The 19149-nt window shown below is 62.2% G+C and carries 20 protein-coding genes and 2 tRNA genes; 10 read left to right on the top strand and 12 right to left on the bottom strand.

Annotated elements, in window-relative coordinates; translation table 11 throughout:
* The first annotated feature begins 101 nt into the window (after nucleotides 1-101).
* On the top strand, nucleotides 102-320 hold the full coding sequence (locus D3250_RS07105) for a phage integrase family protein (protein WP_147383500.1): 219 nt from the start codon (nucleotides 102-104) through the stop codon (nucleotides 318-320).
* An 80-nt stretch (nucleotides 321-400) separates the two neighbouring features.
* On the opposite strand, the gene D3250_RS07100 is transcribed toward D3250_RS07105, so the two are convergent.
* The 3 genes from D3250_RS07100 to D3250_RS07090 all read right to left on the bottom strand — a co-directional run bounded on the left by D3250_RS07100 (nucleotide 401) and on the right by D3250_RS07090 (nucleotide 1976).
* A tRNA-Ile gene (locus tag D3250_RS07100) sits at nucleotides 401-477 on the bottom strand.
* Nucleotides 478-567: 90 nt separating this feature from the next.
* The gene (locus D3250_RS07095) at nucleotides 568-975 is read right to left on the bottom strand and encodes a 6-pyruvoyl trahydropterin synthase family protein (RefSeq protein WP_119902661.1); all 408 of its coding nucleotides are present in this window, start codon (nucleotides 973-975) and stop codon (nucleotides 568-570) included.
* Nucleotides 972-1976, bottom strand: a complete 1005-nt coding sequence (locus D3250_RS07090) for a zinc-dependent alcohol dehydrogenase (RefSeq protein WP_192892571.1) — start codon at nucleotides 1974-1976, stop codon at nucleotides 972-974. Before D3250_RS07090 ends, D3250_RS07095 begins: the two co-directional genes overlap by 4 nt.
* Nucleotides 1977-2033: 57 nt before the next feature.
* Between D3250_RS07090 and D3250_RS07085 the strand changes: the two genes are divergently transcribed.
* Nucleotides 2034-3119 (top strand): glycosyltransferase, encoded by a 1086-nt coding sequence (locus tag D3250_RS07085; RefSeq protein WP_119902660.1) that lies wholly within the window; start codon nucleotides 2034-2036, stop codon nucleotides 3117-3119.
* Nucleotides 3120-3132: 13 nt separating this feature from the next.
* On the opposite strand, the gene D3250_RS07080 is transcribed toward D3250_RS07085, so the two are convergent.
* The 3 genes from D3250_RS07080 to D3250_RS07070 are packed head-to-tail and all read right to left on the bottom strand — an operon-like array spanning nucleotide 3133 to nucleotide 5924.
* Complete coding sequence (locus D3250_RS07080; RefSeq protein WP_119902659.1) at nucleotides 3133-4329, bottom strand: glycosyltransferase; 1197 nt, start codon at nucleotides 4327-4329, stop codon at nucleotides 3133-3135.
* The gene (locus tag D3250_RS07075; protein WP_119902658.1) at nucleotides 4326-5096 is read right to left on the bottom strand and encodes a CDP-alcohol phosphatidyltransferase family protein; all 771 of its coding nucleotides are present in this window, start codon (nucleotides 5094-5096) and stop codon (nucleotides 4326-4328) included. The genes D3250_RS07080 and D3250_RS07075 overlap by 4 nt, the downstream gene beginning before the upstream one ends.
* A 9-nt stretch (nucleotides 5097-5105) precedes the next feature.
* Entirely contained in the window at nucleotides 5106-5924 is an 819-nt protein-coding gene (locus D3250_RS07070) for a phage holin family protein (protein WP_158583094.1), read from the bottom strand.
* A gap of 111 nt (nucleotides 5925-6035) precedes the next feature.
* Between D3250_RS07070 and D3250_RS07065 the strand changes: the two genes are divergently transcribed.
* The gene (locus tag D3250_RS07065) at nucleotides 6036-6482 is read left to right on the top strand and encodes an NINE protein (protein WP_119902656.1); all 447 of its coding nucleotides are present in this window, start codon (nucleotides 6036-6038) and stop codon (nucleotides 6480-6482) included.
* On the opposite strand, the gene D3250_RS07060 is transcribed toward D3250_RS07065, so the two are convergent.
* Complete coding sequence (locus tag D3250_RS07060; RefSeq protein ID WP_119902655.1) at nucleotides 6479-7333, bottom strand: siderophore-interacting protein; 855 nt, start codon at nucleotides 7331-7333, stop codon at nucleotides 6479-6481. The genes D3250_RS07065 and D3250_RS07060 overlap by 4 nt on opposite strands.
* A 215-nt stretch (nucleotides 7334-7548) precedes the next feature.
* Here D3250_RS07060 and D3250_RS07055 point away from each other — a divergent pair, with 215 nt between their 5' ends.
* The gene (locus tag D3250_RS07055; RefSeq protein WP_119902654.1) at nucleotides 7549-8034 is read left to right on the top strand and encodes an Hsp20/alpha crystallin family protein; all 486 of its coding nucleotides are present in this window, start codon (nucleotides 7549-7551) and stop codon (nucleotides 8032-8034) included.
* Between the two features lie 72 nt (nucleotides 8035-8106).
* On the opposite strand, the gene purU is transcribed toward D3250_RS07055, so the two are convergent.
* On the bottom strand, nucleotides 8107-8976 hold the full coding sequence (purU, locus tag D3250_RS07050; RefSeq protein ID WP_119902653.1) for a formyltetrahydrofolate deformylase: 870 nt from the start codon (nucleotides 8974-8976) through the stop codon (nucleotides 8107-8109).
* A 76-nt stretch (nucleotides 8977-9052) separates the two neighbouring features.
* Nucleotides 9053-9124 (bottom strand) — tRNA-Asn (locus tag D3250_RS07045).
* A gap of 81 nt (nucleotides 9125-9205) precedes the next feature.
* Between D3250_RS07045 and D3250_RS07040 the strand changes: the two genes are divergently transcribed.
* Nucleotides 9206-9775, top strand: coding sequence for an LOG family protein (locus D3250_RS07040; RefSeq protein ID WP_225973199.1), 570 nt, complete (start codon nucleotides 9206-9208; stop codon nucleotides 9773-9775).
* Between the two features lie 8 nt (nucleotides 9776-9783).
* On the opposite strand, the gene D3250_RS07035 is transcribed toward D3250_RS07040, so the two are convergent.
* The gene (locus tag D3250_RS07035) at nucleotides 9784-10476 is read right to left on the bottom strand and encodes an SDR family oxidoreductase (protein ID WP_119902651.1); all 693 of its coding nucleotides are present in this window, start codon (nucleotides 10474-10476) and stop codon (nucleotides 9784-9786) included.
* A gap of 60 nt (nucleotides 10477-10536) precedes the next feature.
* Between D3250_RS07035 and D3250_RS07030 the strand changes: the two genes are divergently transcribed.
* Both D3250_RS07030 and menC read left to right on the top strand, forming a co-directional pair.
* Nucleotides 10537-11310: a hypothetical protein gene (locus tag D3250_RS07030; RefSeq protein ID WP_119902650.1), complete on the top strand. Its 774-nt coding sequence runs from the start codon at nucleotides 10537-10539 to the stop codon at nucleotides 11308-11310.
* 3 nt (nucleotides 11311-11313) lie between these two features.
* A complete protein-coding gene (gene menC / locus D3250_RS07025; RefSeq protein ID WP_119902649.1) occupies nucleotides 11314-12429 on the top strand; it encodes an o-succinylbenzoate synthase in 1116 nt (371 codons plus the stop codon).
* Nucleotides 12430-12435: 6 nt separating this feature from the next.
* Here menC and D3250_RS07020 read toward each other — a convergent pair whose 3' ends face one another.
* On the bottom strand, nucleotides 12436-14628 hold the full coding sequence (locus D3250_RS07020) for a TRAP transporter permease (protein ID WP_119902648.1): 2193 nt from the start codon (nucleotides 14626-14628) through the stop codon (nucleotides 12436-12438).
* Complete coding sequence (locus D3250_RS07015) at nucleotides 14625-15641, bottom strand: TAXI family TRAP transporter solute-binding subunit (protein WP_119902647.1); 1017 nt, start codon at nucleotides 15639-15641, stop codon at nucleotides 14625-14627. Before D3250_RS07015 ends, D3250_RS07020 begins: the two co-directional genes overlap by 4 nt.
* Nucleotides 15642-15863: 222 nt before the next feature.
* On the opposite strand from D3250_RS07015, the gene dapD reads away from it, so the two are divergent.
* The 3 genes from dapD to D3250_RS07000 all read left to right on the top strand — a co-directional run bounded on the left by dapD (nucleotide 15864) and on the right by D3250_RS07000 (nucleotide 19086).
* Nucleotides 15864-16817, top strand: a complete 954-nt coding sequence (dapD, locus tag D3250_RS07010) for a 2,3,4,5-tetrahydropyridine-2,6-dicarboxylate N-succinyltransferase (protein ID WP_438830132.1) — start codon at nucleotides 15864-15866, stop codon at nucleotides 16815-16817.
* 9 nt (nucleotides 16818-16826) lie between these two features.
* A complete protein-coding gene (locus D3250_RS07005; protein ID WP_119902645.1) occupies nucleotides 16827-17888 on the top strand; it encodes a hypothetical protein in 1062 nt (353 codons plus the stop codon).
* Between the two features lie 232 nt (nucleotides 17889-18120).
* Complete coding sequence (locus D3250_RS07000) at nucleotides 18121-19086, top strand: type IV toxin-antitoxin system AbiEi family antitoxin (protein ID WP_119902644.1); 966 nt, start codon at nucleotides 18121-18123, stop codon at nucleotides 19084-19086.
* The last annotated feature ends 63 nt before the right edge of the window (nucleotides 19087-19149 follow it).

Genomic DNA, 19149 nt, shown 5'->3' with positions numbered 1-19149 from the left:
GCTAGATCCGGTTGCGGCGCTGCAGGTCCGCCACCTGGGCCATTACGTCCTGGTTGAACCAGTGCGTGGACCAGATGTAGACGGCGGCGACAGTGGCGCTCATGATGGGCGTCTCGGAGCCTGTGGTCATGGACATGATGGGCTGGTCTCAGGTGTCCATGCTCAAGCGTTACCGGCACGTCATAGACGATATGCGCAGGGACGCAGCGCAGGTGATGGGGCAGGCGCTGTGGTCCGCGCCCTCTACGCCCGAGCCGGACCCTGATCCTTCGGACACCGTGGTGGAGCTCGACACCCTTCGTCGTCGGCGAACCTGGTAGAGAAAGGCCGTCAGGCCGCTAAATAGGGCCCCGCCGGAGATATGCTACGGGGCCCTCCCCTGTTATAGCCGGGATGTAGCTGGTAGGGGGTGCGGGACTTGAACCCGCGACCAAAGGATTATGAGTCCTCTGCTCTAACCAACTGAGCTAACCCCCCTCGCAACCGTTCCTGACGTGCAACGGCAGCCGCTCTATCCTAACTGAGGTGCGAGAGAACTGCGCCCAGCCACGAACGGAAGTACTTTCATTAGTGACCGAGCTCAACCCGTACGGAGGCCCGTGCACGAGGGTGCTCATCAGCGGCGATCTCCAGGGCTCGCAGGCCGTGCTGGTCAGGCAGTGCCTGCGCCATCTGCATGGCCACATGCTGGCAGACGACCTCGGTAGTTGAAATCTTGTGAGTGAAATCCGGGTGCTCATCCAAGTTTCGGTACCGCAGGTCATCTAGCACCTCAGAGAGCAGCGAGGTCGCCATACCGATGTCAATGACCACCCCGTGCTCGTCCAGCCCTTCCCGCTCAAATGTCGCGCTAATCGCCAAAGTCGCTCCGTGCAGCTGCTGCGCGGGGCCAAAGAAATCACCGGGCAATGAATGGGCGATCATCACGTGGTCGTCCACAGAGATGCGGAATACGGGCGTGTGGGCAGAGGTCATACGGCTCCTTGCATCTGGTACGGGGTGTAGGTAACCGCGTGCAGCAGTTGGCTCCGAGTCCAGTCTGCCTTACGCGCGAAGTCTTCAAATACTGAGGGAAGATCTTCCAAACTCGAGCGCCCGGTGACCAGTGCGTCGAATCGTGAATCCAACAGGTACAGGGAGGCGCCAAGGCGCTCTGCTCGGCTGCGTCGGAGCCGTTTGGGCACCGCCACCTGCCCAACCTGTGCACCGATGATCCGCAACCGCCGAGCGTGGAAGTCCACACCTAACGGGACGGCGGGCTCGCGCGTGCCGTACCAGGACATCTCGACCACAGCACCGTCGTCACCGGTGATCTCCAGGGCACGACGCAGACCGGCAGGGGCTGCCGAGGTATGGAACACGGCGTCGTTGTCCTTCGCGGCGTCATCGGGAGAGACCGATTCGAGGCCGAGCTCAGCCGCCAATGCGCGGCGAGTTGGGTCAATATCCACCACCTGCAGCCGGGCCGGTGTGACCTGTGACAGAAGCAGCGCCGTGACCAGCCCCACCAGGCCAGCGCCCACTACAGCCACCCGGTCACCCAGGGTTGTCTGGGCCTCCCATATGGCGTTGAGTCCCACCTCCGCGATGCCCGCCAGCAACGCTCGTTCGCTGGGTATGTGCTCAGGGACAACGTGGCAGGCCTCGGTCGGCACCACCGCGTGGGCCCGGTGACCAGTCAGCGTGAAGACCCGTTTACCCACTAGCTCCGCCGGGCCCTGGCGCACCACCGCTACATTGAGATAGCCGTGAGAGACCGGAAACGGAAGGTCACCTAACTGGTGTGGGGCCGCCATGAGTGGGGCCACCGACTCAGGGACCTCTCCTCGGTAGACCACCGTCTCCGTACCTGGAGATATCCCAGAGAGTTGAGTCTCCAAGAGCACCTCATCTGCACCGGGCTCAGGCGTAGGGACTTCACGCACCCGCGCAGAACTCGGCGCCTCGATCCATAATTCATGGGTGAAGGAAGTCATCTGACCTATCGTCGCACGTGGACCGGAGCAACACCTGGAAGTGAAAGACTGAGCTCCATGAGGCTCTTCATTGACTGCCGCTATGTGCGCCCGAAAGTACATGACGGGATCTCTCGGTACACCGCCTCTCTGGTCAGGTCCGCCGCTGGCATGGCTGACATCACCATGCTGGTTCACGACCCGGATCAGTTGAAACAGCTGCCGGACCTTCCACACCTGCGCCTCAGCTCACCCACCGGCCCGAACGAGCCGTTCGTAGCCCGCCAGATCAATCCCCACTCCCCCGATGTCGTGTTCTCGCCCATGCAGACTATGGGCAGTCTGGGCAGGCGTTATCGGCTGATCCTCACCCTGCATGACCTCATCTACTACCAACACCGGACCCCACCGAGGAACCTTCCGAGTCCGGTGCGGCTTGGATGGTGGCTCTACCACCTCAGCTATGTGCCGCAGCGGATGGCACTGAACCGGGCCGACGCCGTCGCCACCGTCTCCCAGACCACAGCCGAGCTGATCAGCGATCACCGACTGACCCACCGGCCGGTGCACCTGATCTCCAACGCCCCCCAAGAAGTGAACGAACCACGCGATCCCCATCAGAAACCTCAGAAGGACTTGGTGTATATGGGGTCGTTCATGGGGTACAAGAACGTGACGGCGCTCGTCGCGGGGATCAATGCGCTTCCCGACTATCGGTTGCATCTGTGCTCGCCTGTTGACCCGGCACAGCGGGCACAGCTCGCGGCACTCGCACAGCGGCCCGGGCAGCTGATCTTTCACAACGGTATAGCGGACTCGGACTATTACCACCTCTTGCGGCGAGCCACAGCACTGGTGACTCTCTCGCATGCGGAAGGGTTCTGCCTGCCGGTGGTTGAGGCTCTCAGTCACGGCACCCCGGTGGTCACCTCGGAGCTTCCGATCTTCCGTGAGGTCGCCGGATCTGCCAGCGCGACTCACGCCGCGCAGATTATCGGTGACGATGATCCGTGGCGTCTTGCAACTGCCGTGCGCAGCCTGGAAAATCCGCAGACCTTCGCTGCAGCCAGCCGAGCAGCCCGGGCACGGAGTCGAGACTACTCCTGGGCGCAATCGGCCACGCAGCTGATAGCGTTGGCCGAATCCTTGGCAGACACTAGCTAGCACATTCTGCGGGTTAACACTCGAACTGGTAGGTCTCTGCCCAATCGGCCCCGTAGTAGAGCTTCTCGTAGGTCGCCATGGTTCTGCCGATAGCGTGCTGGCCAGCCTTCTCTCGACTCACCCGCCCCATGGCAGCGCGCTGCTGTGGTGATATGCGGAAGATGCGGTTGAGCTGTTCGGCCAGGTGCTCGCTGTTGAACGGCTCAAAGAGAAATCCGTTCTCCCCCTCAGCCACCAAGTGCGGCAGTGCCAAGGCATCGGCCAGAACCACCGGCTTAGCTGCACTCATGGCTTCCAATGAGACCAGGGACTGCAGCTCGGAAGTGCCGGGCTGGCAGAACACATCGGCGGCGATGTAGGCTTCGCGCAGCTGAGCATCATCAACATGGCCCCTGAAGGTGAATCGATCCTCGATGCCCAGCTCTGCGGTCTGTTCGCGGAGCTTGTCCCGCTGATCACCATCGCCGACGATCTCTGCGCAGATACCCAGCTCCGGAGCAGTCTTGGCCACCGCGTCAATCAGCACGTCCACATTCTTCTCCACTGCGAGCCGCCCCACAAAGAGCACCGTTGGTTTGGTCCGCCGAGGAATGGATTCACCGGGACGGGGACTGTAATGGTCCACGTCGATTCCGTTGGAGAGCGGAAGCACATGCTCGAATCCACCCTTGGCACGCATCGTGTCCGCGGCCAGTGGGGTGGGAGTGGTGACCACAGATGCTCTGCCCATCAACCGCCCCATGTCCTTCCACGAATTCCTAGCCACTATCCGCTTGAACCACTTGGGGAACGGAAGGAAGGGGTCGAGGTTCTCCGGCATGAAGTGGTTGGTTGCCACGGTCCTGACTCGCGCGGCGTCGGCGGCGAGAATCGCGGCCTTGCCGATCATGTAGTGGCATTGCACGTGGACGACGTCAGGTCGAATCCTGTTCACGAGGCGACGCATAGCCGGTTCCACCAGCCACGGCAGGCACAGGCGGTGATATTCGTGCGTGGGTGCTTTGAAAGAGCGGAAGCGGTGAACCGTGGCTTCCTCGTGGTGTTCGACCACATCCGGGCCGGGAACCGGCCGCGCGGCCGCGATATGTACCTCATGCCCACGTGCTGTCATGTGCCTGGCTAAGCGATAGCCGAAGATTGCTGCTCCATTGACATCGGGCGGATAAGTGTCAGCAGCAATGAGAACGGTCAGCGACTTGCGGTGGCTCACTCTTCCTCGGCCCTCCGCGGGGAGCGTTCCGCTGCATCTGCAGGGCTGGCACGCGGAGGGGATGGGCGCGGGTCTGCCCTCCCGACAAGAGGACCACCGGCCGGTGCGGCTACGCCTATCCGGGCCCAGGTGCTGCGTCTCCACGGGTTGATGTTCGCTGCTCGCAGTTTCTTGAACTTGCCGAGTGCTTGGACGAAGTAGTCGGCGGAGGCGATAATGTGCATCACGGCCGCCGCGACCAGGAAAGATTCAACTATCAGCGGGAAGAGCCCATTCACATACTCGGCAAACTCTGGCAGCTGCGCCAGCAGAAGCAGCGGCAGGCTGACCATCAGTGAGGCGGTGCGCACTCTGCCCAGGCCTGAGACGGACAGTTGGGGTGATCCTGCAAAGAGGATGGCTGAGTTGACCAGGAGGACCAGGTCAGGAACAAGGATCGCCCATATGAGCCACCAGGGAGCGATCTCGGCGTGGACCAGGGTAAGCGTCACCACAATCATGGCGATTCGGTCAGCCAGCGGATCCAACCAACGGCCCACTGTGGACATCTGGTTGAAGAACCGAGCGATGAAACCGTCGAGCCAGTCGGTGGCTCCCAACGCAACTAAGACCCAGAAAGCGGGCATGTGCTCCTCTTCGCCCACGAGGTAGACGAAGACTGGGATGAGCAGGAATCGCAGAACCGTCACAACATTTGGGACAGTCCAGAAGGTCTCCCTGACGGTGTACTCGAAACCCCGGCGCGTTCCGGCACCAAAGATCCTCACGGGGCTCAGCTATTTCTTGATGAGCTCACGCAGAAACGCTCCGGCGGCAGCGGTGGAGCCCGCGGCCACAGCCAGCGGCTTCCAGCGCTCTGCCAAGAACTCCTTGGCGCCGCGACCCTCGTCATGAGGGGCGGTCTGCGGCTGAGCGGTTGCTGGGGGTGACGGCGCGATCGGGGGTTGTCCACCGCCCGCCTGCTCTTTACTCGAGCTGCTCTTTGTGAACCGGTTTCGGAGCTGGTCCTGCAGACCTGCGATGTGATCGCGGCGCAGGGCCGTACGGCGCAGCAGCTCAGTGTAAGTGGGCTTCTCCGGCTCACCCTCACCGGGGGTCTTCTTCTGCTCCGCGGCCCGACGCTTGGCCTCTTCTTTGGCCTGGCGACGCTCCTCATCCGCCCTGTCCAAAGACGCAGGATCGAAGTCAGAGCCCTCTCTCGCCACGCCGAGGTCCATTCGGAAACCGCGTATGGCATCCTGCGGGGTCAGAGGCTGAGCGCCCTTGAACTTCAGCAGGGCGACCAGCGCAAAGATCAGTGCGATCAGCAAGAAGGCCCCGGCCACGATGAGCGCGGCGACCCACAGTGCCAATCCCGCAGCGTGCAGTCCGGCGATTGCGGCCACAATCAGAGCCACCACCAGGAAGGTGAGAAACACCAGCCCGACAACCATGAGGGCTGCAGCGACACCAGCGGCGATTCCCTTCGCCTTCAACTGGGCGATGGCCAGGGAGATCTCATCGTTGATCTGCTTGGGCCCGAGCCTTGCGAGAACTTTGGCGACATCGAGCACGGAAGGTTTCGATGCCGCGCTCTGGTTAGTCTGCTGCGCCACGACAGCGCCTCCATCCATAGTTGAGAAGCGTGTATTCAGGTCCAAACTACCACCTGCATCCCTTGTCAGGTGCGCAGTGCACTGGCTTGTGTTGGCGCTAGACTTGAATGTATGGCCGGTAACTATGATCTCGATGAGCTGTACGCCAACACGTACACCGATGAGGACCGGCTTGCCTTTGAGACCCAGCCCGAATCGACCAAGAAGTTCCTGATCGCCTGGGCTCTGGCATTGTTTCTGGGCCCAATTGGAGCTCAGCGATATTACTTGGGATATCTTCCCACCGCTGTGCTGAAGACCAGCCTGTTCTGCGCAGGAGTGGTGCTGCTGATACTTGATGTGCCCAACGCAGGGCTGGCGCTGATCGGCGTGGTCGGTGCTTGGACGATCATCGACCTGTTCCTTCTGCTGTCGGGCACTATGCGGGACCGGGCGGACCGTCGGCTTCAAGGCTTCACCCGGTTCGCCGGCATCTGCGCGGCGGCCACTGTGCTGGTACTGGTCGGCTGGCTGATCGTCGCCCTGGTGATCGGCACCAGCTCCGGAGTGACCAGCTAGCCGTCGGGGTCGATTTTCCCCTGAGGCGTCTTTTTCTCCGCTTGGAATTGGTCTTCTATACGCCCGTAGGCCCAGTAGGCCGACAATGACATTCCCTTGCGTTCCAGCCCACGCTCCTTGACCAGCATCTTCCGGATGCGCTTCATCTGCTCCCGCTCCCCGTGGATGAAGACCTGGACGTCACCGTCGGGTATGTCCACGGCCTGCAGGTGCTCGGCGAGGCGGGTGGTCTCAGGTGTGAAATCGCCTCCCCGGTGCAGCCACCGTACGTCAATACCCTCTGGGGCGCTCAGGGGCACCTCCTCTGAGGAGTCACGAACCTCCAGAACCGCGACGCCGCGGGCGTTCCGGTCCATTCCTTCCAACGCTGCTGCGACAGCTGGCAGAGCGGCCTCGTCACCGGCAATGAGGTGAAAGTCGGCCTCGGGTCTGGGGGTGTAGCCCGAACCAGGTCCGAAGAAACTGATGAGATCCCCTGGCTGCGCTTGTGCGGCCCAGGGGCCCGCGACGCCTTCATCGCCATGGATGACGAAGTCCACCCAGATGTGCTTGTTCTTCCAGTCGATATGCCGGATGGTGTACGTCCGACGAACTGGCATCTGCTGTGCGGGGAGCAGTTCCCGGAGCGCCTCCATGTCGTAGGGCCTGCGCAGCCCCAGCGCTGGGTCGGCAAACAGCAACTTGATGTACTGGTCGGTGCCACCTTTGAATTCAATCGAATCAAACTGCTTCCCGCCGAGCACGAGGCGCACCATATGGGGGGTGAGCCGCTCCGTGCGGACCACTTCCAGCAGGGATTGGACTTTGGGCTTACGAGGCTTCTTCTGCTTGGCGGAGTTCGAGGGCGACATCACTTCAGCCTACAAGACAGGTGACCCTAAGTGGCCAAGGTGGCTACTACGAAAGATACTCATACTGAAATCTAGGAGAGAGTATCTTGAGTGCGAGTGGCTCAACTTTGGGAATACCTGCGGGGGCTCCGTCGTTTGATCGAATGACAGTGTCACAGTGGCACAGTCCACCGTTGTAGGTGATGAGTTGCTTCCCTGAAAGGAGCTGATTGCTGATGATCGACTCAACCTTTACCCGCCTTGATCCTTTCGCCCTGGTGGATGACATTCTCCGCCAGTCCCGCATGCCACAGTTCAACGAGGACCAGCGCAGATCCGGATTCGTTCCGCCTGTGGACGCCCGCAGGGAGGACGAAGACCTGGTGGCTTCGGTCGACCTTCCCGGCGTTGACCCGGAAAGTGACATCTCCGTAGAACTTTCCAACGGCGGGAGGACGCTGACCATCGCCGGCGAGCGCAAAGTCCGCCATGGGGCCGAGGGATTCCGCGAAGTCCGCTACGGCACCTTCTCCCGCACCCTGCACCTGCCCGAAGCCGTGCGCGACAGCGCCATCTCCGCTGAATACGAGGCCGGCGTCCTCACAGTGCGCGTGGCCGGTGTCTACGCAGAGGAGCAGCCGCAGCGCATCCGCGTCAGGTCCAACCCAAACTCGCAGCAGGTGAGCTCTACCGGAGCCGAAGCCAAAGAGATCAAACAGTAAGACCGCCGAGCACCACCATGTAGGTGCAGGAAGAGGGCCGCCGTTCCCGGCGGCCCTCTTCCTGTTCAACCCCTAGAAAACGATCGTCGTGCTGCCGTGCCGAATAACCCGGTCTTCGCAGTGCCACTTCACGGCTCTGGAGAGCACGGCGCGCTCCACGTCCGCCCCAAAACGTGTGAGCTGGGCAACGTCATCGGCGTGGGAGACGCGGATGACGTCCTGCTCTATGATGGGCCCCTCATCAAGGTCTTCAGTGACGTAGTGAGCTGTGGCTCCAATGAGCTTCACGCCACGATCTTTTGCCTTCTGGTACGGTCCCGCACCAATGAATGCGGGCAGGAAGCTGTGGTGGATGTTGATGATCGGGACACCGACTTCGGCGAGAAAGTACGGCGAAAGTATCTGCATGTAACGAGCCAGCACCACCAGATCAACCTTCCCACGCAGCAGCTTCAAGTGTTCGGCTTCAGCAGCATCCTTATTGTCCCGATCCACCGGGATGTGAAGAAAATCAATGCCAAAGCGCCGAACATCGCTCTCCAGGTCCGGGTGATTCGAGACCACCATGGAAATGTCCATCGGTAGGTCACCACGGCGATGGCGCCACAGCAGATCAAGCAGGCAGTGATCGGTCTTGGAAGCAAAAATGGCCACTCGCTTCGGCTCATCAGCCGCAGTGAGGTGAAACTCCATAGAGAATCGCTTCGCGAGTCGTTCCTCCACCTCTTGCTGAACCGTCTGCCGGCGCTGCGCGAACCCCGGGAGATGAAAGACAGTACGCTGAAAAAATTGACCGTTCTCCACACCTGTGGAGTATTGATCGAGCGTAATGATGTTCCCGCCAATGTCAAAGATGAGCTCTGAGACGGCAGCGACGATCCCATGCTGGTCCGGACAGGAGATCACCAGACGGGCGATGTCGGGACGCTGCTCACTGTTCATCGGGGACCTCCGGGCCAAAGCTGCCAGCGGACCAAAATGCCCTCCACCCGAAGGGCAGAGGGCACTTGGATCTTCGCTCCCCCGGCTGGACTCGAACCAGCAACCACCCGATTAACAGTCGGGTGCTCTGCCATTGAGCTACGGAGGAATGGACCTCGAAATTCTAGCAGGCCAGTGAGGTCCATGAAAAATCGGAACCTGCTTCAACGGCAATTATAAGATGGGAAGTGTGACTTACCTTCACCGCATCACCGTCTTCACCGGCGGCGCCTCAGGCCACGATCTGGCCTATCAGCAGCATGTGCGCACCCTGGGCGCCGAATTGGCGAGGGCGGCCATCGGGGTGGTTTACGGCGGCGGAAAAGTCGGATTGATGGGACAGATCGCGGACTCCGCACTGGAGGCCCGGGGAGAAGTCATCGGTGTGATTCCCGAGGTCCTGATGGAGCGCGAGGTCGCCCACCGCGGCATCACGTATCTCGAAATCGTGCCCGATATGCACTTCCGAAAGGCCCGCCTCGGCGAACTGGGCGACGCTTTCGTCGCGCTCCCAGGCGGCATGGGAACCCTGGAGGAGCTCTTCGAGGTGTGGACCTGGCAGTACTTGGGAATCCACGCCAAACCGGTGGCCCTCTACAACGTCAAGGGCTTCTGGAACCCGCTGCTGGAGATGATCGACCATCAGGTGGCCGAAGGTTTCATTGCAGGATGGCGGCGAGACGCCCTCGTCGTGGCCCGCACCCCGGGAGACCTCATCGCCCAGCTGCGCGCGTGGCGACCTCCCGTGCAAGACTTGTGAGCCTCACTTCAGGGGTTGATCGGACGAATGGTGAGCTCGTCAATGCCTGAAGCAGCCTCATTATCGACAGCTAAACGAGCGGACTTGGCGACCGCCTCCGGAGAGATGTAGCGAGCGCCGTCGTAATTGGTGTTCCCGGCGGCGGCCTGCAGGGCCACCTGCATATCGGTGTCGACCTGACCGGGATGCAGAGAAGTGACACGAACCTTGCCGCGCTCCTCTTCGCGCAGAGCATCAGTGAAGGCCCGCAGCGCGAACTTTGACCCGGAGTACAGCGCGCTGTTCGAACGGGATCTGAAACCAGCCCCAGAATTGATGGCCACCACATGCCCAGCGGCAGCTCGCAGGGCAGGCAGCGCCAGGCGCGTCAGCTCCGCTACGGCGAAGACATTGATCTCGAACATCTCCCGCCACTGCTCCAGTGGAGCCTCCCCCACGGGCGTTGTCCACGCCACCCCCGCAGAGTGGACCAACACGTTCAGCTCCTGAACTTCGGACTCTTCCCAGGCCCGCCGCACAGCTGCAGCATCCGTGAGGTCAGCCAGGAACGGCGCCGCGTTCGGAAGCGCAGAGACCACTTCGTGGACCCGTTCAGTGTCGGTACCACCGACCAGCACCCGGTGATCAGGAGCCAGCTCATGGGCAATCGCGCGGCCGATTCCCCGCGAACCTCCAGTGATCAGTGCAACTTTCTCAACCATGTGAGACAGCCTATCGTCACCCGCGTCCGCTCATCAGAGGCAGGGCGATACAGTGGTTTCATGACCTCTCCCGAGAACTCCCCTGCCAAGCAGCTGACGCTGAGCTCAGGGCTGATTGTCCGCGAACTCAGCAATTACGGAGAGCTCAAACAGGCCTGCCAGCTCTACCGCGGGGTGTTCGGCTACACCGGTGAAGACGAGTCACTGAACCCACGCATGTTGAGCTCTCTGTTGAGGCACTCAGGCTCGGTAGTCGGAGCGGTGGACCCTTCCGGGACAGTACTGGCCTTTGCCTACGGGTGGGCCGCCGTAGACACCGGCGACGACCCGCACGTTTACCACTTCTCACAGGCCGCCGTGGTCTCCTCCGTGCTGCAGGGGCAGGGTGTGGGCCGCTCGCTGAAAAGGGTCCAGGCGGCCATGGCGGAGAGGTCCGGAGCCCAACGGATGCGCTGGACCTACGATCCGCTAATGGCCCGCAACGCTCACTTCAACCTTGATGTGCTGGGCGCCTGCGGACGTTGGTACACCCCTGATGCCCAGGGCCTGCCGGGCACCGACCGGGTCACCGTGGAGTGGCGCTTCACCGACGACGACGCCCTCAGCTCTCCACAGACCGCAGAAGAGGCCCGCACTCCCCACGTCCCAGTGGGCGAGCTGCGCACTGACGCCAACGGCACTCACCTGGGTGTTCCTGCGGCCAAACCGGTGGACCCCGACCTCGCGGCCCGACTCCGCCAGCAAATCCGCGGCGTGTTCGAGGAGGGCTATGCCGCCATCTCTTGCTTCCGTACCGACCCGCACACTGCTGTGTACACCTTCCTGAAGGACTGATTTATGCGCATAGTTAACGCCACGCTCCACGATGTAGAACTCCCCCTGGTCCACTCATTTGAGACATCGAGCCACCGAAAGTCGTCCCTGAGGCACCTCCTGGTGGAGATCACCGATGAGTCCGGCGCCAAAGGTTGGGGGGAGATCGCTTCACCCGCCGGCCCCTATTATGCCTCGGAAACCACCACCATCGCCTGGCACACTGCGACGGCTTATCTCATTCCCGCTCTCCTGGGCGCAGAATGGGAACACCCCGATGAGGTCTCCGAGCTCTACGCCAAAGTCCGCGGGCACTGGTTCGCCAAGGCTGGGATCGATATGGCGGCGTGGACACTGTACGCCGACCGGACTCAGCAGCCTCTGGCAAAGGCGCTGGGCGGCACCCGCGGCACAGTGGTGGCCGGTGTCTCCCTGGGGATCGAACCGAGCATTGACGCCCTGCTCGACCAGGTGGCCAAACACGTGGACTCCGGCTACCCGCGAGTCAAACTGAAGATTGCCCCGGGGTGGGATGTGGAACCGGTCAGAGCGGTACGTGCGGCTTACCCCGACCTGGACGTGCACGTGGATGCGAATGGGGCTTACCCGGGTGACCGGCACGCCTTCGACGTCTTCCGCGCTCTTGATCCCCACCGCCTGACCATGATCGAACAGCCTTTCGCCCCTCGAAACTTCTTGGACTCTGCGCGGCTCCAAGCCGAACTGGAGACACCCGTCTGCCTCGATGAATCGGTAGAGACCCTGGACGACCTGCGTACCGCCCTGGAGTTGAAAGCCGGTGGGGTGCTGAACATCAAGGTCTCCCGCATGGGCGGGCTCAGCGCTGCACGGGACGCTCACGATGTTGCACAGTCAGCCGGCTGGCCCGTGTGGTGCGGCGGAATGCACGAGTTCGGGATCGGGCGACTCGCCAATGTGGCAATCTCTTCCCTGCCGGGTTTCACACTGCCCTCAGATGTGTCCGCCAGTGGAAAGTATTACGCCGAGGACATCATCAACCCCGCAGTCACGGCCGAAAGCGGCGTCGTCATGGTTCCCTCAACCCCCGGACTGGGCGCCGAGGTGCGCACTGCACTGATCGCTGCCCACGCAGCACGGACCGAGCACTTCTCGGCCTAGCCGCCGTCACTGCCTGGCGGCAGAACCTTCGTGCGTATCAAAGTGCACGTCGTCGCCTGAGTCCATGTCAGCCTTGTAGCCGCGTGCTCGCAGGACCGCCTGAATGGCCACGCCTGCCGCGACGACGCCGAGGCCTGCGCCGGAGACCATCACATCCGGGTAGATGAGCATGATTCCGCCGACGACCAGCAGTGTCCGGTCCACGATCATGCCCCGGGCTATCAGATAGCCCGCCAGCCCTGAGGAGACGCCGATCATTCCCAGGATCACCGTCCCCAGTGCAAGTATCAGCTCCGTGAACGTGCCCTCCAGCAGCAGAGCCGGCTCCAGGATGAAGGCATAGGGAATGAGGAACCCAGCTATTGCCATACGCATGGCGCTCACCCCGGCGCGCATGGGATTGGCACCGGCGATGCCGGCACCGGCGAATGCCGCAAGACACACTGGTGGCGTGACATCAGCCAAAATGCCGAAGAAGAAGACGAACATATGGGCCGCGATCAGCGGCACGTCGAAGTTCTGGTACAGGATCGGCGCGGCGACAGTAGCGGTGACCACGTAGTTTGCCGTGGTGGGCAGTCCCATGCCCAAAATGATGCAGGCGACCATCACCATGACCAGAACCAGCATGAAATTGCCGCCGGCGAGCTGGACCAGCCCCGCACCCAACTGGCCACCCAGTCCGGTGGAGGTGACCGTCCCGGCGACCATACCGGCGGTGGCACACGCTGCGATGACCGGGAGGGCCGTCCGGGCTCCTGCGATCAGCATCTGGGCGACCACATACACCAGGGAGAGAAACATCTTCCCGGTCTCCGTCAGTGGGCTCTTGCCCTCCTTGGTCGCCTGACTGATCACTGGGATCAGATGCTCGATGAGCGCGCGCAGCAGGCTGAGGCCCAGAGCGGCACCGATGCCGAAGAGCGCAGCTCGCATGGGGCTGGCCCCACCCAAGAGGGTGCCGATGATGATGACCAGCGGCAGCAGCATGTCGATGCGGGTGATGATGGACTTCCAGCTGGGCAGCTCGTCCGGAGGGATGCCCTTGAGCTCGTTGCGCTTGGCCTCGAAGTGCACCGAGAGGAAAGCCCCGGTGAAGTACAGCGCGGCCGGGATGATGGCAATGACGATCAGCTCGTTGTACTCCAGGCCCGAGATGTTCTGCGCCATGATGAATGCCGCTGCACCCATTATGGGCGGGACCATCTGACCACCGGTGGAGGCCGTCGCCTCCGTCGCTGCGGCGACATGAGGCTTGAATCCTGCGCGCTTCATGATCGGGATGGTGAAGGACCCAGAGGCCACCGTGTTCGCCACGGATGACCCGGAGACCATGCCCTGGAGTCCGGAGGCGGCTACCGCAGCCTTGGCCGGTCCGCCGCTGAACCGTCCGGCTGCGCGGAAAGCAAGGTCGTTGAAGAACTGGCCAATATTGGTGCGCAGCAGCACCACGGCGAAGAACAGGAACAGGAAGATAAACTCGGAGGAGACACGAATCGGCGTGCCGAAGATACCTTGGCCCGCCGAGAGGAACATATTGGTCGCGAACTCATTCCAGTCCTGTCCGCGGTGGCCCCAGTTCCCTGGCATGCGGGCGCCAGTGGCAAAGAGTGCGTAAAGGATGGCCACACCGGCCACCACCACAATGGGGGTGCCCACGCAGCGCCGCGTAGCTTCAAGGACCAGAAGGACCCCAAGTGTAGCGACCAGAATGTCAGTGTCGCTGTAGCCCAGGATCGCGACCTGGTTGGAGACCAGGTACTCGTAGTTGAAAAAGATGTAGAAGCTGCATGCGGTGGCCACCGCGGCCAGCACCACGTCATACCACGGGATGCCGCGGTGCCGTCCGGTGAGCACGTCCAGGACTTTGTTACCGCTGGGCTTCACCTGCAGCAGACGTTTGGATGCGGGATAGAGCAGAAAGGTCAGTGCGAGGGCGCCAGCCACGTGCAGTGAACCGTGCATCCAGGCGTTGTAGGGCCGTTCGAATGCGGCATAAAGATGGTAGAGGGTGAAGACGATAGCGATACCGCCGACGACCCAACCCCACCACCCGAGGTCAGTCCGAAATCGGCTGGAGATGTCGTGTGCGCGCAGGACATCGTCAGCCTTCTGCTGAGCCGCAGCCCCAGTGGCGGCATCCTCATCCTGTGAAGATGCCGGCCCCCGGGGCTGCGCGGCTGCGGCAGACTGTGTCACGGCAGGTCGACGTCCTGCTCTTCGTAGTAGCGCTCAGCGCCGGGGTGCAGCGGAATTTCACCGAGGCCCAGAAGCGCCTCATCAGTGCTGATGTTCTCACCGACCTCCAAGGTGATGCTGTCGGAGTTGTCGAACAGTGCGGCGGTGATGTCGTAAGCCAGATCGTCGCTGACCTGGGTGGTGGATGCCGCCAGGGCTGCGAAGACTGACAGGGTGGTGACGTCCTCGTCGAGGAAGTCATAGATGTCACCTTCGATGTCATACGGATCGAAGAGCCCACCCTCCGCGATCTCTTCGGCGTCAGAGTCGTCCACTGACAGCAGGGTCACATCGGTGGTGGCTGCCAATGAGGTCAGAGCTGCCACAGGGGGTCCGGCGACAAACATGGAGGCGTCGATCTGGTCATCGCCGAGCATCTCGGTAGATGCACCAAAGTCGGTGACCTCTGGGGTGTAGTCGATCTCGTAGTACTCGAGGATGGCGTCAGAGATTGCGCGAGTTCCCGATCCGGCGTCACCGACTGCGATGGTTGTGCCGTCCAGGTCCTCGATGGACTCAATGCCGGAGTCTTCGCGGACCACGATGTGCATAGCCTCGGGGTAGAGGTTGGCGATCCACCCGACGTTGTTGATCTCAATGCCATCGAGATCTTCGAGCTCGCCGTTGATGGCCTCCGCGGCGGTGTCATTCTGGGTCAGTGCCAGCTGAGACTGCTCGTTGTAGATGCGGCCCAAGTTCTCACCGGAGCCTCCGGACTCCACGTAGTTGACTGAGGCATCAGTCTCCGCAGAGAAGATTTCGGAGAGTTCACCGCCCAGCGGGTAGTAAGTACCACCAGTGCCACCGGTGGTGAACTCAAGGTCGGTGATGAAGTCGTCTTCGCTGCCGACCTCGACCTCGGCGTCGCCCTCATCCCCGTTGCCGTTGTCATCACCGTTATCATCCCCACAGGCGGCGAGTGCGGTCATCGCGGCCACGGCAGTCATTGCTGCGGCTGTTCGGCGGATAGTCATTGGTCCTCCTGGTAAAAATGATTCATGGGTGCGACCGAGCTGGTTCACCTCAACGCAAGCTTACGTTGAGGGTATCCCCAGCCGACCCCGTGGGGATCACACTAGAGCAGGTCAGCGGCTTTCGGCCAGTCCGCACGTGGGCTGAAACACAAACGTAACCTTCCCGCTCCCCGCGACGGTGGTCAACACGGCACTACTGCGCTCATACGTAGGATGGAGCCCATGACTTCTTCAGCTCGTACCGCCTCCGGACATGGACTCGCCACGATCGCCGCAAACGGCACCGTTCTGGATACGTGGTTCCCCTCCCCCGCACTCGCCCCTCTTGCAGAGAACTCCGACGACGCACTCACCCGTCAGCTCCAAACCGCTGAGACCGAGGACTCCGACCGCGGCGTCAAGATCCGAGCAGTCTCGGTGGAGACAGACCTGGACGCAGAGGCCACTGGGACCTCCGATGTGTGGCTGCGCCTGCACCTGCTTTCGCACCGGCTGGTCGCACCGAACAGCATCAACCTCGACGGGATCTTCGGTCACCTCTCCAACGTGGTGTGGACCAACTTTGGGCCCTGCAGCGTCGAAGGGTTCGAGCGGACCCGTCTGAAACTCCGGGGCCGGGGACATGTGACGGTGTACTCGATCGACAAGTTCCCGCGACTGGTCGACTACGTCACACCTTCAGGTGTGCGGATCGCAGATGCCGACCGCGTGCGGCTGGGCGCCCACCTGGCTGAGGGCACCACCGTGATGCATGAAGGGTTTGTCAACTTCAACGCGGGCACGCTGGGTGTCTCCATGGTCGAGGGCAGAATCTCCGCCGGCGTCGTCGTTGGCGATGGCACGGATGTCGGCGGAAGCGCCTCCATCATGGGCACCCTTTCCGGAGGCGGCAAGGAGAAGATTTCGCTGGGTGAGCGGGTTCTCCTCGGTGCGAATTCCGGGGTTGGCATTTCGCTGGGCGATGACTGCGTGGTGGAGGCCGGGCTTTACGTGACCTCCGGAACCAAAGTCACCGTGCTGGACAATGAGGGCGGTGTGAGCGGAACGGCCAAGGGTGCTGAACTGTCTGGCTCCAGTGGACTGCTGTTCCTCCGCGATTCCGTCACCGGCCAGGTGCAGGCCCGGCCGCGCAAGGGCCAGAAGGTTGAGCTCAACGCCGCGTTGCACGCCAACTGAGGCTGATCGATGAGTCCCTTCCGCAGACGCCGCACCACGGTGATCACTCGTCCTATGGCCCGACGCCGTCGACGACGCCGCGCGCTACTCGCGCTCGGGGTGACCACCGCGCTGGTTGCTGGGGCCTCCTACGGCACATGGCGCTACATTGAGGAGAATGAGTTTCTCTTGGATCAGCGGTGCGCGGTCAGAGTCGGAGACACCGATCACGAGCTGAGTCCTACGCAGACCCGCAACGCCGCACTCCTTGCGGTGACAGCTGTGAATCTTGGGCTTCCCCCAGAGGCTGCGGTTGACGCTTTGGCAATGTCCCTGCAGGAGACTGAGCTTAACGTCCGAGACTCCGGTGACGAGCGCGGATCCGAGGCGCTGTTCGCCCGGGGCGCGCCCGATTGGACCGCAGAGGACGGGGCCCGGCCCGTGGAGATCACCGTAGATGGTTTCTTCGAGGTGATGGAAGAGTCCTGGCGCGAAGGTCTCGACGCGGAAGAAGAGGATGAGGAAGCCGAACTCTTCTGGGCTCCGGATCTCGAGCTGGATGACGCTGCAGAAGCGCTGGACCGGCCGCACAACCCGCAGTTCTATCCGCAGCACGGATCTGCAGCCCGCGCATTTGCCTTGCCGCTGGCCGGGCAGACCCAGGGTCCGGACATGACCTGTCATCTGTCTCAGCTGGAGGTCCCGGGCCCAGACCCTGAAGGCGTGACCGAGGATCTGGTCACCCTTATGCCGACAGTCTTGGAGATCCCCTTCACCGAACAGGAGGAGGATGAGGACGATGACGACTTTGAGGCTGAGCCGATACTCGATGGCATCATCGAAACCTCCGGCGAGGAGGAGTCCGCACTGGTGTCTGTGCAGATGCCCGAAAAATCAGACTCCGAAGTCAATCATCAGTGGCTCACTGCGCACTGGGCAGTGGCCAGTGCCGAGGACTACGGCATCCAAACTGTCACTTCAGCGCCCTACCGCTGGGACCGCGACTCTGCTCGCTGGCAGAGACTTGCCGACGACGAGGCCGACTCCGTGCCTAGCGACATCGTGCAGATCGGATTCTCCCGCGACCACTGAGCTTGCTTGCCATTCCTCACGCTCACTGGCCGATTATGCCGCTGAATCTGCCCCCGGGAACCGGAATTGGCGACACTTGCGGCCAATGAGCAGCAGCGGCAGTGCCGGGTGCAGTGGGCAGCGTGCGGACAGCACTTTCCGCACCGCGTGCAGCAGAAAAGAACTCGCCGCACACTTCACAGAAGCGCTAGACGGTCTGGTCCGCGCTGACAATGCCTGTCATTAGTGGAGGATGACCTCCGCACCCCGCCGCAAAGTTCGACGACGCCGCAGCCGGGATTATCCATTACCTCTGCGCGGCGTGCGCTATGCCGAACTCACCGACGTCCCAAGACGCCGTGACATCAGGCACGCCACGCACGGAGGCGAGCTTCACGCAGTGGGGCACGGTCTCTATATCCCCGCCCCAGGGACACTTTCAGAGAAACATCGGGCCACACTGGAAGCTTTGTGCTGGGACTCAAAGCACCTCGTAAGTCACCACACAGCGGCCGCACTGTGGGGCCTCCTGGAGACGGATCCCGGACCGCCCTATCATCTGAGCACGCCGCCCCAGGGGTCGCGAATCAAGCGACCACACCTGGTGATCGCTCACCGCATCCACATTCCGGAGCCTGACCGTGCGGCTCTTGATGGGCTTGCCATCACTGCCCCGGCAAGGACGTGGGTCGACATCGCCCTAAACTCGTCAGTGCTCCAGGGCCTGATTGTTGCGGATCGTTGCCGACGCCGCGGGCGCACCAAATTCGGCGAGGACCCTCGCGCGATGGCGTCAGTTACGGAGCTGGACGCAGCCCTCATCAGACGTGGCAGACCACGCGGCATCATCCGCGCCAGGCAGGCGCTCCATCTGAGTCGGGACGGTGTGGACTCACCCCAAGAGACTCGACTGCGTTACTTCATGGCCATGGCTGGACTCCCAGAGCCCGCAGTGAACGCGTGGATCCGCGACGTCCACGGCAGAGGGGTGGTGCAACCGGACCTGAGCATCCAGCAGTACCGGCTCGCGATTCAGTACGAGGGATGGGAGTTTCACATAGAGGCGGACCAGATGGCCAAAGACATCCGGCGTCAGGAAATCACTGAGGCATTGGGGTGGGTTGAGGTGAGGATCACCCGGGAGCACATGCGCGGAGGCGGACACCGGGCGATCGACAAGCTTGTCCGAGCTCTGCGTCGCCAGGGCTGGAGGGGCTGAAGCTCTCAGTGACCAAATGTGCCGCTCCGGAATCCTCTGGAGCACCATCAGGGCGGCACATTC

This window comes from Nesterenkonia natronophila (assembly GCF_003595215.1).
GTDB lineage: Bacteria > Actinomycetota > Actinomycetes > Actinomycetales > Micrococcaceae > Nesterenkonia > Nesterenkonia natronophila.
This window is presented reverse-complemented; position numbering and strand designations above follow the sequence as displayed.

Bases quoted from the DNA above. Each gene is read 5' to 3' on its own strand.
- D3250_RS07105 (WP_147383500.1), top strand. From the start codon at position 102: ATGATGGGCGTCTCGGAGCCTGTGGTCATGGACATGATGGGCTGGTCT.
- D3250_RS07095 (WP_119902661.1), bottom strand. From the start codon at position 975: ATGACCTCTGCCCACACGCCCGTATTCCGCATCTCTGTGGACGACCAC.
- D3250_RS07090 (WP_192892571.1), bottom strand. From the start codon at position 1,976: ATGACTTCCTTCACCCATGAATTATGGATCGAGGCGCCGAGTTCTGCG.
- D3250_RS07085 (WP_119902660.1), top strand. From the start codon at position 2,034: ATGAGGCTCTTCATTGACTGCCGCTATGTGCGCCCGAAAGTACATGAC.
- D3250_RS07065 (WP_119902656.1), top strand. From the start codon at position 6,036: ATGGCCGGTAACTATGATCTCGATGAGCTGTACGCCAACACGTACACC.
- D3250_RS07060 (WP_119902655.1), bottom strand. From the start codon at position 7,333: ATGTCGCCCTCGAACTCCGCCAAGCAGAAGAAGCCTCGTAAGCCCAAA.
- D3250_RS07055 (WP_119902654.1), top strand. From the start codon at position 7,549: ATGATCGACTCAACCTTTACCCGCCTTGATCCTTTCGCCCTGGTGGAT.
- purU (WP_119902653.1), bottom strand. From the start codon at position 8,976: ATGAACAGTGAGCAGCGTCCCGACATCGCCCGTCTGGTGATCTCCTGT.
- D3250_RS07035 (WP_119902651.1), bottom strand. From the start codon at position 10,476: ATGGTTGAGAAAGTTGCACTGATCACTGGAGGTTCGCGGGGAATCGGC.
- D3250_RS07030 (WP_119902650.1), top strand. From the start codon at position 10,537: ATGACCTCTCCCGAGAACTCCCCTGCCAAGCAGCTGACGCTGAGCTCA.
- menC (WP_119902649.1), top strand. From the start codon at position 11,314: ATGCGCATAGTTAACGCCACGCTCCACGATGTAGAACTCCCCCTGGTC.
- D3250_RS07015 (WP_119902647.1), bottom strand. From the start codon at position 15,641: ATGACTATCCGCCGAACAGCCGCAGCAATGACTGCCGTGGCCGCGATG.
- dapD (WP_438830132.1), top strand. From the start codon at position 15,864: ATGACTTCTTCAGCTCGTACCGCCTCCGGACATGGACTCGCCACGATC.
- D3250_RS07005 (WP_119902645.1), top strand. From the start codon at position 16,827: ATGAGTCCCTTCCGCAGACGCCGCACCACGGTGATCACTCGTCCTATG.
- D3250_RS07000 (WP_119902644.1), top strand. From the start codon at position 18,121: ATGACCTCCGCACCCCGCCGCAAAGTTCGACGACGCCGCAGCCGGGAT.